Source organism: Rhodococcus coprophilus NBRC 100603 (genome assembly GCF_001895045.1).
GTDB lineage: Bacteria > Actinomycetota > Actinomycetes > Mycobacteriales > Mycobacteriaceae > Rhodococcus > Rhodococcus coprophilus.
Genome location: NZ_BDAM01000003.1, coordinates 32,311 through 45,458, shown reverse-complemented (window position 1 = coordinate 45,458; position 13,148 = coordinate 32,311). Strand labels below are relative to the sequence as shown.

Below are 13,148 nucleotides of genomic sequence, written 5' to 3'. Positions count from 1 at the left end.
CGTCTGCTCCTCATCGTGGTAGAGCGCGCAGGTGGGGCGCCCATTCAGAAGGTCGGCTCTTGTGGGGGCCGGCCCAATCGACATCTGAACATGATGCTGGTCTCATTCTCCCCCATCTTGTGGCGGAAGAGGCGAGATGCCCTCTGATCGGGACCTGCGAGAGTGTGTGCTGCGGCACCGCACCGCGGGTATCCGGCGGTGACCGCGTAGCGTCCGGGGAAAGATTCTTGCTGTTTCCCAGCGATTCGGGTTGCGTTGAGCCTCCCGACCATGTTCGCTTTGACCATTGATCGTCACACACCGGTACGCCGAAGCGATTCGCGCACCACTACCGTTAGGAGGAGCCACCGTGGTCGCCGCGGCGGATGCCAAGAACTACGTTTCCAAGCTCGGTATCACTCACGACCATGTGGTGCAGGAACTCGGGTGGGACGAGGACACCGACGACGAGCTGAGGTCGGCGATCGAAGAGATCACCGGAACCGAGCTCCTCGACGAAGAGTCCGACGAAGTCGTCGATGTCGTGCTGCTGTGGTGGCGCGAGAGCGACGGTGACCTGGTGGACACGCTGATGGATGCGGTGAGCCCTCTTGCCGACGACGGTGTCGTCTGGGTCCTGACCCCGAAGAACGGTCGCGTCGACCACGTCGAGCCCAGTGAGATCGCCGAGTCCGCCACCACCGCCGGATTGACCCAGACCTCGGCGGCGAACCTCGGGGACTGGATCGGTAGCCGTCTCGTGCAGCCGAAGACCGGCCGTCCGCGTCGCTGACCGGCTCTCCCGAACGAAGGACCAGTACCGCATGGCGATCGCAGTGGGCACCGAGGCGCCCGACTTCACCCTCAAGGATCAGAACAACCAGGAAGTCTCTCTCTCGAGCTTCCGGGGCAAGAAGAACGTTCTGCTGATCTTCTACCCCCTCGCGTTCACGGGCGTATGCCAGGGCGAGTTGTGCGCGGTGCGCGACGACCTGCCGACCTTCGACAACGACGACACCGCGATCCTCGCGGTGTCGGTCGGGCCGTCGCCCACGCACAAGATCTGGGCGGCCGAGCAGGGATACCTGTTCCCCCTGCTGTCGGATTTCTGGCCGCACGGTGAAGTGGCTCAGGCGTACGGCGTCTTCAACGACAAGTTCGGGTTCGCGAATCGCGGCACCTTCGTTATCGACAAGGCCGGCATCGTGCAATTCGCTGAGGAGAACCAGCCCGGAGAGCCCCGTGACCAGGGAGCTTGGGTCAGAGCGCTCGCCGCGCTAGAGTCCTGATGCGACGTCGGCGGCTTCGGCCGCCGACTTTCGGGCGTGTAGCTCAGTGGTAGAGCTCTGGTTTTACACACCAGCGGTCGGGGGTTCGAAACCCTCCGCGCCCACCATGTAGGTGGCGGTGAAAGTCCTGGTCAGGGCTTTCCTGCTCGCCTGTTTGATGCGTTCTTTGCCCACATTTTGCCCACACTGGCTTTCGCTCGAGCTTCCGAAAGGGCATTGGCCACCGCATCAAGATCCTCATCGAAGAGGTCGGCGTAGGTGTCGAGAGTCATCGCAGCGCTCGCGTGCCCGAGCATCCGTTGCAACGCCTTCACATTGACTCCCGCGGAGACCGCCAGGCTCGTGCGCGGTAATCGATCTCCACCACTGGGCGCAGTCCCCCTCCACTACGACCTCGAGGTCGAGCCGGTCGTCGGCGCACATGTTCTGAATCGATGTGCCCTGGAAGTACAGTCGGCCCCACGCTCGAACGAGCCGTTGAAGATTCGGCGAATGATCGGCGTGCGCAGCCTCCGACCGCGGTGAAGGATTCGTAGGTCGGTAAGGCTCTCATTGATCCGCAGGACGTCGCGCCGCATCGCCTCGGTCGCGATGGTGTCGAGGTAGTCGAGCAGCTTTTTGCCGCCGCTGTCGCGGAGCACGATCGTCTCGGAGCGTGCCTCGAGCGCTCGACCTTCCGAGACATCGATATGGGAACCGACCAGGGCCATCAACTCATCGGTCGCATACGCCACGGACTGCCTGCTCGAGGATTGAAGTGGTTCTTCCTCCGCTGTCGCGCCGAGCTTGCGCACTCGGGTTTGTGTCTGATGAAGCTGTCTGCAGCGGCACCGAGCCTCGTCGCCGAACTGCAACACTGAGCACCTGCCCCTCCGCTCTTATGTGACAGGGCTCAGGGAGCCGGCATGTATTGCTGGACTGTGATCGTCACATCGGTAAGGGTCGATCCGTCGGCGTTCTCGAGGAGCTGGAATGCGGGGGTGTGGCACTGGTCGAGGTCCATCCAGCCGGCGTTTCCGGTGACCTGCATCCCCGGCGTGCCGACGGCATCGACGTAGGTAGCGACGAGCTGGCTGTTGTCGTTGACGGCTCGCCAACGCACCAGGAACCGGCTCGAGTCGCAACCGTTCATCGTGGCGGGGAAAGCTGCATAGTCCGGGCCAGGAGCTTTCGCCCATGGCGAGTCGGTGAAGTAGCGGGGCAGCACAGTCCATGACCTCGTCGAAGTCCACCGTGGCAGTGAAGTCGGAAACTCCGGTGACGGCGCGAGTCCCACAGAGTTCGGCCCAGGCCACTCCGATCGATTGTCTTCCGGCGATGCCTCTTCCGTCACCGGCGTAGAGGTGGTGGGTCCGGTCGCCGCGGGTAGCGGGGTAGTCGCTCGAGCGCCGTCGAGTGGGGCGGGCACCACCTGTGTCGTACTGGCCTCGCCGCCCCCGGCTCGGGGAGTTGCCGCGGTCTCGGAGGCGCGGTCTTGACTGCGGAGCAGGAACAGGCTGAGCACCACGATGAGCACACCGGCCAACACCGCTACAGCGGTCCCCAGCATCCAGATCGTGCGGGTGCGTGGGTCCGGGCTTTGTTGAGGAGAATGCGGCTCGCGGGGGTCAGGGACCTCAGGATCCATACTGCTCTACTCCGATCGGTCAGATGGTATTGGCGGCGTATCACCGAATTAGATCCAGACAACCATAAGAGTCACGTCGAGGGCGATAACGGTGTCGCGTGGTTGTGCAGGGTCGCCGGCTTGTCGCCGAGAGCAGGGCGTCGCATGCAGGGCGAGGTTGTGGCGGTCGACGATTGAGTTCCTGTGCCTTCGGAGGGCTCAGGTGAGGGGTCCCGCAGAAGCTGTCGCGCGACGCGGTGAGGTCATCGGGTGGCCGGTGCGATAGTCGACGAGGGACGGCACCCGTTCTTAGTGCCCAGTTTCACTGCAGGAGATATCGACGCGACGTCCTCCGCCTCTGTGAAACGCTCGGGGTCGTATGCAGGCCAGCCGGAATGTGAACCGACGAGACCCGAGTTCACAAGCGCCGTATGGGTTCACCCGCACTAGATGACCGTGATTGATGAGCGTGATCGATCGAGGGCAACGGAGCGCCGTTCGCGGTGCCTCGATGCGACTGCGCCAGTGATCTGATGACCTCGGACGCGACGACGGCGTGTCCGGCCATCGTCAGGTGGATGTGGTCTTGGCTCAGCCAGTTCTGCCGGAATCTGGCCGGGTGATCCCACAGGTCGGTGAGGATCGCGTCGTGGCGTGCGGCCACCCGTCGTACGGCCTCCGCGAAAGCAATGAAGCGGGGACGCAGTGCGCGCAGCCGACCGGTGAATGCATCGGCCAGGGTGAACATCGACAACTGCGCTCCGCTCGTGGCGATGGTGGTGCAGAGTTCCTCGAGGTCGCGCTCGACCGATCGAGGGTCGGCGTCGAAGAGGAACAGATCGTTGCCGCCGCAACTGATGTGCACCAGGTCCGGCTCGAAGTCGAGGGCGGAGCGCGCCTGCTCGGCGCGGACCTGGCCGATCGTGGCGCCGATCTTGCCCGTATTGAGATAGGCGAAATCCGGGTGCGTCGCCGTCATGGTTGCCGCAAGCCGGTCGGCCCACGGCACCTCGTCGTATCCCGGCCACGGATCACCGGTGCCTGCGGCGGTCGAATCGCCGATCACCGCGAACCGGCGCCAGGGTGTGCCGGCCAGCAATTCCCGTGCTGTCGCGGGAGGCAGCAGCATCGGATCGGTTGCTTCTGTATGTCCCTCGGTGTCGCGAATATCGTTGTCGGTCATCGAAGAACCCTCCTGGGGCGAGGTGGGGTGGTCGCGCATGCCACGAGTGCGATCCCGGCGCGTACGGGTCTGTCATGGGCTGCCCGCGGGTGTATGCGGGGAAGCCGACTCGGGAAAAGCGAACGGACGATCGTGCGTGTTCTTATGAAAGTACGACCGATCGTTCGTCTTTGCAAGACTTCAATGCCAGAATGAGCGGGTGGCTGAGATAGAGCAGATTTCGGATCAGCGGTTGATCAAGGGCGCGCGCGCTCGGGCGACGATCGCGCGCCGTGCCGCCGATGTGGCATCGGTCGAGGGTCTGACGGGCTTGAGTCTCGGTCGGCTCGCCGGCGATCTGGGCCTGAGCAAGAGCGGGGTCGCCACGCTGTTCGGCACCAAGGAGAATCTGCAGCTCGCTGCGGTGCGTGCGGCTCGGGAGATATTCGTCGAGCATGTCGTGAAGCCGGCGCTGGCCGAGCCGGAGGGTATGGCGCGGCTGCGTGCGATCGTCGACAACTGGTTCGACTACATCAGCGAACCGGTCCTGCCGGGCGGTTGTTTTCGAGTCGCCACCACCGCGGAGTTCGACAGCCGGCCCGGTCCGATTCGTGACGCGATCGACGCCGACCGCCGGGATTGGTTCGCCCTGCTGGAGAAGGAAATCTCTCGCGCTCAGAGTCAGGGCCGACTCGCCGGAGGCGACGCACGTGCCTTGGCCTTCCAGCTGGATGCCATCGTGGCTGCGGCGAACACGGGGGCCCGGCTGGGCGACGAGGCTGCGGTGCCAACCGCGCGAACGATCGTCGAAGGCCTGCTGGGTTGACGGCAGACGCGCGGCTGCGTCGACAGCGCGGCGTGCGCGTCGCGAAGCTGTCGGCATGCGGGGGTGGGATGAGCCCTGCCCGCACGTGCTGGTTATTATGAAAGCCTAACCTTAGTCCTGACTATGCTGACGAGCGTCCCGCGCTCTCCGAACCGGAAGAGTCCTGTGCCAGCACCAGACCCCTCTCTAGTTTCCATGCCTACCCCCCGCGACGGTGGGCTGCCCTCGGTCGTCGCTCCCGCTCTGCACGTCACCATGGGCGCCGAGGGGCCCACCGAAGATCCGCGCCTCGCACGTGTCGACATCTACCGTCTTCCCGACACGGACCTCTCCGCGATCCGCGGACTCATTATCGGCGGCGGCGCCGACCAGATCTTCCTCGAGCGCAACAAAGATCTGCTCACCGAGTTCGTCACCTCCGGCGGACGGATCGCGGTGATGGGCCACGTGCTCACAGATTTCCTTCCGGGACTTGGCGTATGGCGCAAGCTCGCCTACACCGGACCCAAGGACCTGGCGATCACCCTCGGTGACCCGCATCCGGTGTGGGAGGGCGTCGAACCGGTCGACCTGAGCACCCGCAAGGGTGTCACGGGCTTCTACGGCCGTGGATACATCGACAAGATCCCGGAAGATGCCATCGTGACGACCCGCATCGGGCGACACGCTCTTCCGTTCGACTACGTCTACCCGCTCGGAGAAGGCCAGGTGCTCGCCCACGGCGGCAACGATCTCCTCGGCTGGAAAAACGATCCGAATACTTCCTCGTTGCTGGCCGTCCAGCTCGTCGATTGGTTGGTGCAGCGATGACGATCGTCGAACCGTTCACCCGTTCAGACCGCGCACCCAAGCGCGCTCGCACGCTCGCCATCGTCCACGGCGGCACGTACTTTCACCTCCAGATGATGAAGGACCCGGCGGTCCTCGCCCACCAGCCGGACTTTCTCTACCTACCGGACCTGCTGCCCGGCGACCTGGACGGGTACGACACCGTCATCGTCGGCGACCGCCTGCACCCCGACCTGGTTGCCAAGAATGCGGCGCAGTTCTACTCCGTCGCCCAGCGTGGTGGCACCGTGGTCGCGCTTGGCGAAAGCGGCGCCCACACCTGGCTTCCCGGCGTCACGTGGGAACCGCGACCGACGAACTTCTGGTGGTGGCTCACCAAGGAGGATCCGATGATCCGGACCCGCAGCCACGACCACGAATCCTGGCAGTACCTCACCACGAAGGCCGTGATCTGGCACCACCACGGCATCTACAACATCGACGCCGACGTAGTGCCTCTGCTGGTGTCGGAAGAGCCTGACTCCGAAGGTGTTCCGCGCGACGCCGGCATGATGCTGTACGAGGACACCGTCACCACCCCCGGACGGATCATCGCGACCACACTGGACCCGATGTACCACCACGGCAGCAACTTCATGCCGGGAGCGACCCGCTTCCTGTATGCGCTGCTGCGCTGGATAGACAACACCTGACGGAGTGCGTTCCGCACCGTAGCGGCCCGGCGCGTGAATGTTGCCACGCGCCGGGCTCAGCTCGCGGCGTCTTCCTTCAGGGTGTGAGCCACAATCGCATTGGCGTGCCCGTGGCCCATTCCGTTCCTGTGGTCCCTGCGCCTGTCACCCATGATCGAAAAGCAGCAGTGACCGCCGACATGTCGGTTGGGCTTGTCGTCGCTCAGGCGCGTCGACGGAGGACCGCGTCCCGCACGAGCCGGGTCAGTACCGCGACGACGGCCAACCCGGCAACCGCGCCGACCACCAGGAAGACCAGCCCTACTGCCCACAATCCGGTCTCGTCCCGGGACGCCGCATCCCGTGCCCATACCGCCGCGAAGGAGACGGTCGCACAGGCGATCACGGCTGCGCTTGTGCGCGCCGCGCAACGCAGTGTGAGACATCCCGCGACGACGATGCCGGCGATCGTCACGGCGCAGCCGACGACTTGCACCGTCGAATACGGACCCGTGACCGTGCCGTCCGGCAGCGTCCGGTACCCCGCCTCCCACCCGAGCCACCCGAACCAGGCGACGACCGTCGTCGCAGCAACGGCGAGCAGAACGAGGGCGGTGCGTGCGGGACTCGGCATGGAGGCACCCTACGGCTAGCCGACGATGTCGTAGACCTCGGTGGCCGGAGCAGCGAGGAGCCGATCCGCCATTTCCTGCTTGAGGGCGGTCAGCCGCTCGTCCTCGTCCTCGGTGCGATCGGCTTTGCGGCCGAGGGCGATGAATTCGTCGGTGACGAACCCTTCGCGGATCTCGAGCCTGACCGTCTTTCCCCGATAGGTGAGTTCGAATACGTACCGCTCGAGCGTCTCTCCTCGCTCGGGGCGTTCCAGGGCCGAGTCGACGGTGAAGCGACCTTCCGTGACGCCACGGGTGACGGCCTCGAACGTGTCGCGGACCCCCGGCCCGCGGTGGGCGGTGACCGCCGAGATGTCCCGGCGCTCGGCCGGTGCATCGGGGCTCAGGACCGGCAGGGCACGTTCGAGCACCTTGACGGCGTGCGCGACGCCACCGGGAAACCCGGGGCCGTGGTACTTCATGATGTCGTCGATGTCGAAACCGATGACGGTTCCGTTGTCGACGACCTCGAGCAGTGCAGACATGATCGATCCTCCTGTATTACAACTGTTTCCGTGTTCGGTCAGTGGGCGCCGGACGCCGCCGCGACAAGCGCTGCGGTGTAGGCGTGGCGGGGACGTGCGAGAACCTCTTTCGCACAACCTGTTTCCACGATGCGTCCGGCCTGCATCACGGCGATGTTCTCGCAACTCCGCTCTGCGAGAGCCAGATCGTGCGTGATGTGCACGACCGCGAGATGTGCGGTGCCGGCGAGTTCGGTCATCAGGTCGACGATCCCGATGCGGAGCGACGCGTCGAGGCCGCTGGTCGGTTCGTCGGCGAGCAAGAGGCGCGGACGCGTCACCAGCGCCCGCGCGAAGGCCACTCGCTGGCGCTGGCCACCGGACAACTCGTGAGGAAATCGGTCCAGGTACCGGTCCGTGGGAGTCAGGTGCACGGCGTCGAGAGCAGCGACTGTCGCATCTCGTCGCTCGGCACGGTCACCGAGTCCGTGGATCACCATGGGTTCGGCGACGATGTCCCGCACCCGCAGTCCGGGTGGCAGCGACGCGTACGGGTCCTGGAAGACCATGTGCATGTCGCGGCGGACCTGGCGCCGTTGCCGTCCGCGAGCAGTCGTCACGTCGATACCGTCGAATACGATGCTGCCGGCTGTCGGGGTGACCAGCCCGGCCACCGCCCGCGCCACCGTGGACTTACCGGCACCGGAACCGCCCACCAGCGCGATGGATTCGCCTGCCTCGACCCGCAGGGACACGTCCGACACTGCGGGCACACCGTCGAACGCAACCGACAGCGAACGGATGTCGAGCAGCGGGTTCACCGTGCGACCTCGAGCAGCGCGGGCCGGAGCCTCGGAGCGGACTCGACGAGGTGGCGGGTGTAGGGATGCTCGGGTGCTCCGGTGATCTGCGTGACCGGGCCGATCTCCACCAATTCTCCGTCCTTCATCACCGCGATACGGTCGGCGATCCGCTCGATGACCGGGAGGTTGTGGGTGACGACCAGCAGTGCGAGCGAATAACGGGTCCGCAGGTCGTCGAGCAGTGCGAGCACTTCGGCTTCGCGGAGCACGTCGAGACCGCTGGTGGGCTCGTCGGCGATCAGAACGTCCGGATCGTTCGCCAATGCCATCGCGATGACGACACGCTGGCGCATACCGCCGGACAGTTGGTGCGGGTAGGCGTCGGCCCGATCGGCACCGAGATCCACCTGGGCCAGCAGGTCGAGCGTGCGTGCCCGCGCGTCGGCACGGCTGCAGGAACGGTGCGCTCTGACGGCTTCGTCCAGTTGGGAGCCGATGGTCATCACCGGGTTCAGTGCGCTGAGAGCCTCCTGCGGAACGAGAGCGATGCGGTTGCCGCGCATGGCGCGCAGTTCCGCCGGCGTCATGGCCGCGACGTCCCGGCCGGACACCATCACGCGTCCGGACGCGATCTGCGCCGCGGGCGGCAGCAAACCCACTGCGGCAGCGGCGACGGTGGACTTGCCGCTGCCCGATTCCCCGACCAGTCCGACGAGTTCGCCCGGTGCGACCGAGAAAGACACGCCGGTCGCTCCGCGTCCGTCCGTGCCATAGCGGACGGTGAGATCGTCGATCACCAGGGGGTGCTGCACGTCGCCGGTCACCGTTTCGGAGTTGGTGCGCAGACGCGTCCGGCGAGAAAGTGTGCGCGGCAGAAGAATCGGTCGGGATCGCTCTTCGATCGCGTTGCCGAGCAAAGCGAACCCGAGCACCGTGACGGCGATCGCGATGCCGGGCGGAAGGACCCACCACAGCCACGCATCGGTGAGGAACGCATTGCGCGCGTGTGCCATCGACAGCATCGACCCCCAGCTGGCCGCCGAGATGTCGCCGAGGCCGAGGAACGACAGAGATGCTTCGAGGAGGATCGCGGTCTTGACGGTGAGGACGAATTGCGGGACGACGAGGGGGAGCATCGCGGGTGCGATGTGGCGGCGCAGCACATGGATCGAGCTCGCTCCCATCGCGCGCTCGGCCTGGATGTGGTCGCGTTCGCGCAGGGTCAGTACCTGCGCGCGCAGTTCACGGGCCATGCCTGCCCAGAGGACGGCGGAGATGACCAGGATCTGGGTGCGCAGACCGGGGCCGGCGAACACACCGATCACGATCGTCAGCGGCAGCACCGGGAGCGAGAGCACGACGTCGACCACACGCATGAGCACGGTGCCGACGACACCACGTGCGTACCCCGCGACGACACCGACGAGCGTGCCGATCGCGGTGGCGACGCTTGCGGCGACGACACCGACGAACAGCGAGACGCGAGCACCGTGCAGCAGCATCGAGAACAGGTCGTGCCCGACGTCGTCGGCGCCGAGCCAGTGCTGCCAGGACGGCGACGCGAACGGTCGTGTCGCGCGCTCGGCAGGATCGAACGGGGACAACCACGGTGCGGCGAGTGCGCACACCAGCAAGATCCCGAGGATTACAGCCCCGGCGAGCGCGAGGCGTTGCGACCGTGTCTTCGTGCCGATGATGCTCACACGGTCACCTCTTCGCGGGTCGTGGTGGAGGTCCGATCGCGGCGGACCCGGGGGTCGAGCAGGGGATACGTCAGGTCGGCGACGATGTTCGCCGCGACGATGCCGACGGTGGCGAGCAGGAACGCGCCCTGCAGCAGCGGGTAGTCCCGCGCGGTGACCGCGTCGAAGGTGAGCTTGCCCAACCCGGGGTAGGCGAAGACGGACTCGACGACCACCGCACCGGATAGCAGCGCGCCGACGGTCAAGCTGAGCGTGGTGTAGACGGGCAACAGGGCGTTGCGCAGGGCGTGTCCGACGGCGACGCGGAACTCGCTCGCCCCTTTCGCGCGGGCGAGGCGCACGAACGGCTCGTCGAGCACCCCGACCATCGACGCCCGGGTCATGAGGAAGAACCCGCCGACACCGGCGATCGTGAGCGTGGCGACTGGAAGGGCCATGCGCGAGACGACTTCGAGCAACCATTCCCCACCGGTGGAGGTGATGGCCGCTGCCCCGTAGGACGGGAACCATCCCAGGGTCACGGAGAACACCGCGATGAGGATCATTCCGATGAAGAAACCGGGCATGGAATCGAGAACGAGAACGCCGACGACAGTTCCGGTTTCCTTGGCCGTGCCGCGGCGCCAAGCCGCCCAGGCTCCGAGCAGGGTTCCGATGCAGAACGCCAGGAGAGTGCCGATACCCACCAGCGCGACCGTCCAGGGCAGCTTGTCCCACAGGACATCGACCACGGGCCGGTTGTGCTGCACGGAGATTCCGAGATCTCCGTGCAGCAGACCGGACCAGAACGAAAGGTATTGCTCGAGGATCGGCCGGTCGAGTCCGTACTCGGCGCGCATCTGCGCGATGTACTTCGGATCGAGGGCCTGCTGGTCGCCTCCATAGAGGTATTCGACGGGATCGCCGGGCGCCAAGTAGGGCAACGCGAAGTTCAGCGTCACCGCCGCCCACAACACGAGCGCGTATTGCCCTGCTCGACGCACGACGGTCATGGATCAGTCCTGCGGCGCTTGTGCGTTGGCGGCCTCGACGACATCCGCGGGCAGGAACGACCACTTGTGGACGATGCCGTAACCGGGAGTTTCGATCCATCCACCGAACGTGTCGGCGCGGAAGGCCCAGTACTCGTCCGGGTAGTACAGCGCGATCGCGGTGGGCTGGCGGTTGAACAGCTTCTGCATGTCCTGCATGGCGGCGATGCGAGCGTCGTTGGTCTCGGTGACCTTCCACGCGTCGTACAGGGCGTCGAATTCCGGGTAGGCGATGTCGGGGTGCTTCCACAGATTGCCGGAGCGGTGCGACATGATGAACTGCGTCGAATCGGCCACTGCGTGTGGGCTGTTCGTGGTGACCATCATGTCGTAGGTCTTCTTGGACGCCGCATCGGAGAACGATCCGGAGTCGAGCGGAGTCACGGTGACGGCGATGCCGATCTCGGCGAAGTCTTCGACGAGCAGTTCGGCGGCGCGGACCTGCGGTGCGTTGCCCCCGTTGACGGCCAGGGTGAAGGTAGCCGGTTCACCGGCAGGGTTTTCCCGGGTGCCGTCGCCGTCGCGGTCGGCCCAGCCGAGGCGGTCGAGCAGCGCCGTGGCCTGCTCGGCGTCGTAGGGGGTCGAAGCGTCGGGGTCGGCGAACGGTGCGTCCGGGTGGATATAGCCCTGGGTGCCGGGACGGCCCTGGCCGAGTCCGACGACCTCGAGCAGCTCGTCGCGATCAACGGCGAGGTTCAGTGCCGCGCGGAAGTCGGCCTGTGCGAACGGTTCCCGGGTGAAGTTCAGTTTGAGTTCCGGGTAGCTCAGCGGCGCGACAGTGATCACGCCGATGTCGTTCGAGGCGGTGAACCGGTCGACGAGTTCGGGTGTGAGCGCGCGGTCGGCGGCGTCGATCTGGCCGGAGCTGAGCGCGGTGAAGGCGGCGGCGTTGTCCTCGATGACCGGCATGACGAGTTCGTCGACGGTCGGGGTGCCTGCGAAGTAGTCGGCGTTCGCCTCGAAGCGGTACCCGCTGGTGGGGCTGTAGTCGACGAGCACGAAGGGGCCGGTGCCGATCGGAAGGTCGGTGACCGCCTTGGCCTCGGCAGGGTCGACCTTCGACCACACGTGCTCGGGAATGATCGGGAGGTCTGCGAGTGTGACCGGACCCAGTTCGGGGCACGAGTAGTCGCACACGAAGCGGACCGAGTCCTCACCCACGGCGTCGACCGTGGAGATGGACGGTGTGTCGTTGACGTGGTGGGTGTATCGACCGGTGGGGGCGGCGTGCATGTAATGGAAGCTGAAGACGACGTCGTCCGCTGTGAACGCCTCACCGTCGTGCCAGGTGACGTCGTCGCGGAGGTCGACCTCCCACGTGGTCGCGTCGACCTGGCGGACATCGGTGGCCAGCCAGGGCTGCGGGTCGGCGACGTACGGGGACGGCGACAGGAGCTTGTCGTAGATCAGCTCGGTCATCTGGTCGGTCTGCCCGGCGAAGATGTTGAGGGGGCCGGAGTCCTTGGAGGCGGCAACGGTCAGCGATCGGGCGGTCGAGGGTCCCGAAGCCGAGTCCGTCGTGTCGCCCGAACCGCCGCATGCTGCAACGAGGAGTACCGGCGCGAGGACCAGGGGTACGACGTGAGAACGCCGGAGTATGCGCGTCAACTGAGTTCACATTCTGCTGAGAGGGTGCACGGCACTGCCCAAAGAACAAGAGGTTAGGCAATCCTTATTGCGGTAAGGCTACCTTAATACGAACTCCCGCATAAACGGCAAACCACCCCTCGGAGAGGGGTGGTTTCGCAGTGGAGAGGGTGACTCGAGAGTGGACTAGCGGCGCGGCTCCGCGGCCGTCGCGTACGCCTCGTGCAGCAGTTCCGTCAGGTGGTCGTCGAAGTCGTCGGCCGCGACGAGACTCAAGCGATGCGTAGTGATGGGCCCGGTCGGGAAGGCTTCACGCAGCGCCGCGTGATGGACGCGCCGGGGAAGATCGAGAGCCACCTCGAGCTTCGATGCGTACACGAACGCGGCCGCGAATACGCGGTCACGGCTCCACGAGACCTCCGACGCGTGAACGCGTTCCTCGACGTCGTCGCCGAGCGCAAGCACCATGGTTCGGAACCGCAGGAACGCGTCGACCGCGGCCGGATCCTTGTCCGCCAGGTAGTCGTCGACCGTGGCGTACATCAGGGCTCCTCGGAAGTACGGTCC

15 protein-coding genes, 1 tRNA gene and 1 pseudogene are annotated in these 13,148 nt (G+C 65.9%); 6 read left to right on the top strand and 11 right to left on the bottom strand.

Features of this window, described 5'->3' with window-relative positions; translation table 11 throughout:
- The first annotated feature begins 349 nt into the window (after positions 1-349).
- From RDCOP1_RS06025 to RDCOP1_RS06015, 3 genes are all read left to right on the top strand, one after another.
- Positions 350-772 carry a DUF3052 domain-containing protein gene (locus tag RDCOP1_RS06025; RefSeq protein WP_072699226.1) on the top strand — a complete coding sequence of 141 codons (423 nt, stop codon included), beginning with the start codon at positions 350-352 and terminating at the stop codon, positions 770-772.
- Positions 773-803: 31 nt separating this feature from the next.
- Positions 804-1,268: a peroxiredoxin gene (locus tag RDCOP1_RS06020; protein WP_072699225.1), complete on the top strand. Its 465-nt coding sequence runs from the start codon at positions 804-806 to the stop codon at positions 1,266-1,268.
- A 32-nt stretch (positions 1,269-1,300) separates the two neighbouring features.
- Positions 1,301-1,375: transfer RNA gene (locus tag RDCOP1_RS06015), tRNA-Val, on the top strand.
- 24 nt (positions 1,376-1,399) lie between these two features.
- On the opposite strand, the pseudogene RDCOP1_RS06010 reads toward RDCOP1_RS06015, so the two are convergent.
- The 4 genes and pseudogenes from RDCOP1_RS06010 to RDCOP1_RS05995 all read right to left on the bottom strand — a co-directional run.
- Positions 1,400-1,609: pseudogene (locus tag RDCOP1_RS06010) on the bottom strand (site-specific integrase); the annotation flags it as partial.
- 45 nt (positions 1,610-1,654) lie between these two features.
- A complete protein-coding gene (locus tag RDCOP1_RS06005) occupies positions 1,655-2,002 on the bottom strand; it encodes a hypothetical protein (protein WP_072699224.1) in 348 nt (115 codons plus the stop codon).
- 158 nt (positions 2,003-2,160) lie between these two features.
- Complete coding sequence (locus RDCOP1_RS06000) at positions 2,161-2,400, bottom strand: hypothetical protein (RefSeq protein ID WP_111731642.1); 240 nt, start codon at positions 2,398-2,400, stop codon at positions 2,161-2,163.
- Between the two features lie 892 nt (positions 2,401-3,292).
- Positions 3,293-4,057, bottom strand: coding sequence for an SGNH/GDSL hydrolase family protein (locus RDCOP1_RS05995; protein ID WP_084722501.1), 765 nt, complete (start codon positions 4,055-4,057; stop codon positions 3,293-3,295).
- A gap of 199 nt (positions 4,058-4,256) precedes the next feature.
- Between RDCOP1_RS05995 and RDCOP1_RS05990 the strand changes: the two genes are divergently transcribed.
- The 3 genes from RDCOP1_RS05990 to RDCOP1_RS05980 all read left to right on the top strand — a co-directional run bounded on the left by RDCOP1_RS05990 (position 4,257) and on the right by RDCOP1_RS05980 (position 6,343).
- Entirely contained in the window at positions 4,257-4,862 is a 606-nt protein-coding gene (locus RDCOP1_RS05990) for a TetR/AcrR family transcriptional regulator (RefSeq protein ID WP_072699222.1), read from the top strand.
- A 195-nt stretch (positions 4,863-5,057) separates the two neighbouring features.
- Entirely contained in the window at positions 5,058-5,672 is a 615-nt protein-coding gene (locus tag RDCOP1_RS05985) for a hypothetical protein (RefSeq protein ID WP_084722455.1), read from the top strand.
- Positions 5,669-6,343, top strand: a complete 675-nt coding sequence (locus tag RDCOP1_RS05980) for a hypothetical protein (protein ID WP_072699220.1) — start codon at positions 5,669-5,671, stop codon at positions 6,341-6,343. The genes RDCOP1_RS05985 and RDCOP1_RS05980 overlap by 4 nt, the downstream gene beginning before the upstream one ends.
- 202 nt (positions 6,344-6,545) lie before the next feature.
- On the opposite strand, the gene RDCOP1_RS05975 is transcribed toward RDCOP1_RS05980, so the two are convergent.
- The 7 genes from RDCOP1_RS05975 to RDCOP1_RS05945 all read right to left on the bottom strand — a co-directional run bounded on the left by RDCOP1_RS05975 (position 6,546) and on the right by RDCOP1_RS05945 (position 13,124).
- Positions 6,546-6,956 (bottom strand): hypothetical protein, encoded by a 411-nt coding sequence (locus tag RDCOP1_RS05975; protein WP_072699219.1) that lies wholly within the window; start codon positions 6,954-6,956, stop codon positions 6,546-6,548.
- Between the two features lie 15 nt (positions 6,957-6,971).
- Entirely contained in the window at positions 6,972-7,478 is a 507-nt protein-coding gene (locus RDCOP1_RS05970) for a hypothetical protein (RefSeq protein ID WP_072699218.1), read from the bottom strand.
- A 38-nt stretch (positions 7,479-7,516) separates the two neighbouring features.
- Positions 7,517-8,278, bottom strand: a complete 762-nt coding sequence (locus RDCOP1_RS05965; RefSeq protein WP_111731643.1) for an ABC transporter ATP-binding protein — start codon at positions 8,276-8,278, stop codon at positions 7,517-7,519.
- Positions 8,275-9,963 carry a dipeptide/oligopeptide/nickel ABC transporter permease/ATP-binding protein gene (locus tag RDCOP1_RS05960; RefSeq protein ID WP_072699217.1) on the bottom strand — a complete coding sequence of 563 codons (1,689 nt, stop codon included), beginning with the start codon at positions 9,961-9,963 and terminating at the stop codon, positions 8,275-8,277. Before RDCOP1_RS05960 ends, RDCOP1_RS05965 begins: the two co-directional genes overlap by 4 nt.
- Positions 9,960-10,955 (bottom strand): ABC transporter permease, encoded by a 996-nt coding sequence (locus tag RDCOP1_RS05955; protein ID WP_072699216.1) that lies wholly within the window; start codon positions 10,953-10,955, stop codon positions 9,960-9,962. The genes RDCOP1_RS05960 and RDCOP1_RS05955 overlap by 4 nt, the downstream gene beginning before the upstream one ends.
- A gap of 3 nt (positions 10,956-10,958) precedes the next feature.
- A complete protein-coding gene (locus tag RDCOP1_RS05950) occupies positions 10,959-12,602 on the bottom strand; it encodes an ABC transporter substrate-binding protein (RefSeq protein ID WP_072699215.1) in 1,644 nt (547 codons plus the stop codon).
- 165 nt (positions 12,603-12,767) lie between these two features.
- Positions 12,768-13,124 (bottom strand): DUF5655 domain-containing protein, encoded by a 357-nt coding sequence (locus tag RDCOP1_RS05945; RefSeq protein WP_072699214.1) that lies wholly within the window; start codon positions 13,122-13,124, stop codon positions 12,768-12,770.
- Positions 13,125-13,148 lie beyond the last annotated feature (24 nt).

What these genes read in the sequence shown, in the direction of transcription:
- RDCOP1_RS05955 (WP_072699216.1), bottom strand. Translation starts at nt 10,955, where the DNA reads ATGACCGTCGTGCGTCGAGCAGGGCAATACGCGCTCGTGTTGTGGGCG.
- RDCOP1_RS05975 (WP_072699219.1), bottom strand. Translation starts at nt 6,956, where the DNA reads ATGCCGAGTCCCGCACGCACCGCCCTCGTTCTGCTCGCCGTTGCTGCG.
- RDCOP1_RS05995 (WP_084722501.1), bottom strand. Translation starts at nt 4,057, where the DNA reads ATGACCGACAACGATATTCGCGACACCGAGGGACATACAGAAGCAACC.
- RDCOP1_RS05985 (WP_084722455.1), top strand. Translation starts at nt 5,058, where the DNA reads ATGCCTACCCCCCGCGACGGTGGGCTGCCCTCGGTCGTCGCTCCCGCT.
- RDCOP1_RS06020 (WP_072699225.1), top strand. Translation starts at nt 804, where the DNA reads ATGGCGATCGCAGTGGGCACCGAGGCGCCCGACTTCACCCTCAAGGAT.
- RDCOP1_RS05945 (WP_072699214.1), bottom strand. Translation starts at nt 13,124, where the DNA reads ATGTACGCCACGGTCGACGACTACCTGGCGGACAAGGATCCGGCCGCG.
- RDCOP1_RS05970 (WP_072699218.1), bottom strand. Translation starts at nt 7,478, where the DNA reads ATGTCTGCACTGCTCGAGGTCGTCGACAACGGAACCGTCATCGGTTTC.
- RDCOP1_RS05980 (WP_072699220.1), top strand. Translation starts at nt 5,669, where the DNA reads ATGACGATCGTCGAACCGTTCACCCGTTCAGACCGCGCACCCAAGCGC.
- RDCOP1_RS06000 (WP_111731642.1), bottom strand. Translation starts at nt 2,400, where the DNA reads ATGAACGGTTGCGACTCGAGCCGGTTCCTGGTGCGTTGGCGAGCCGTC.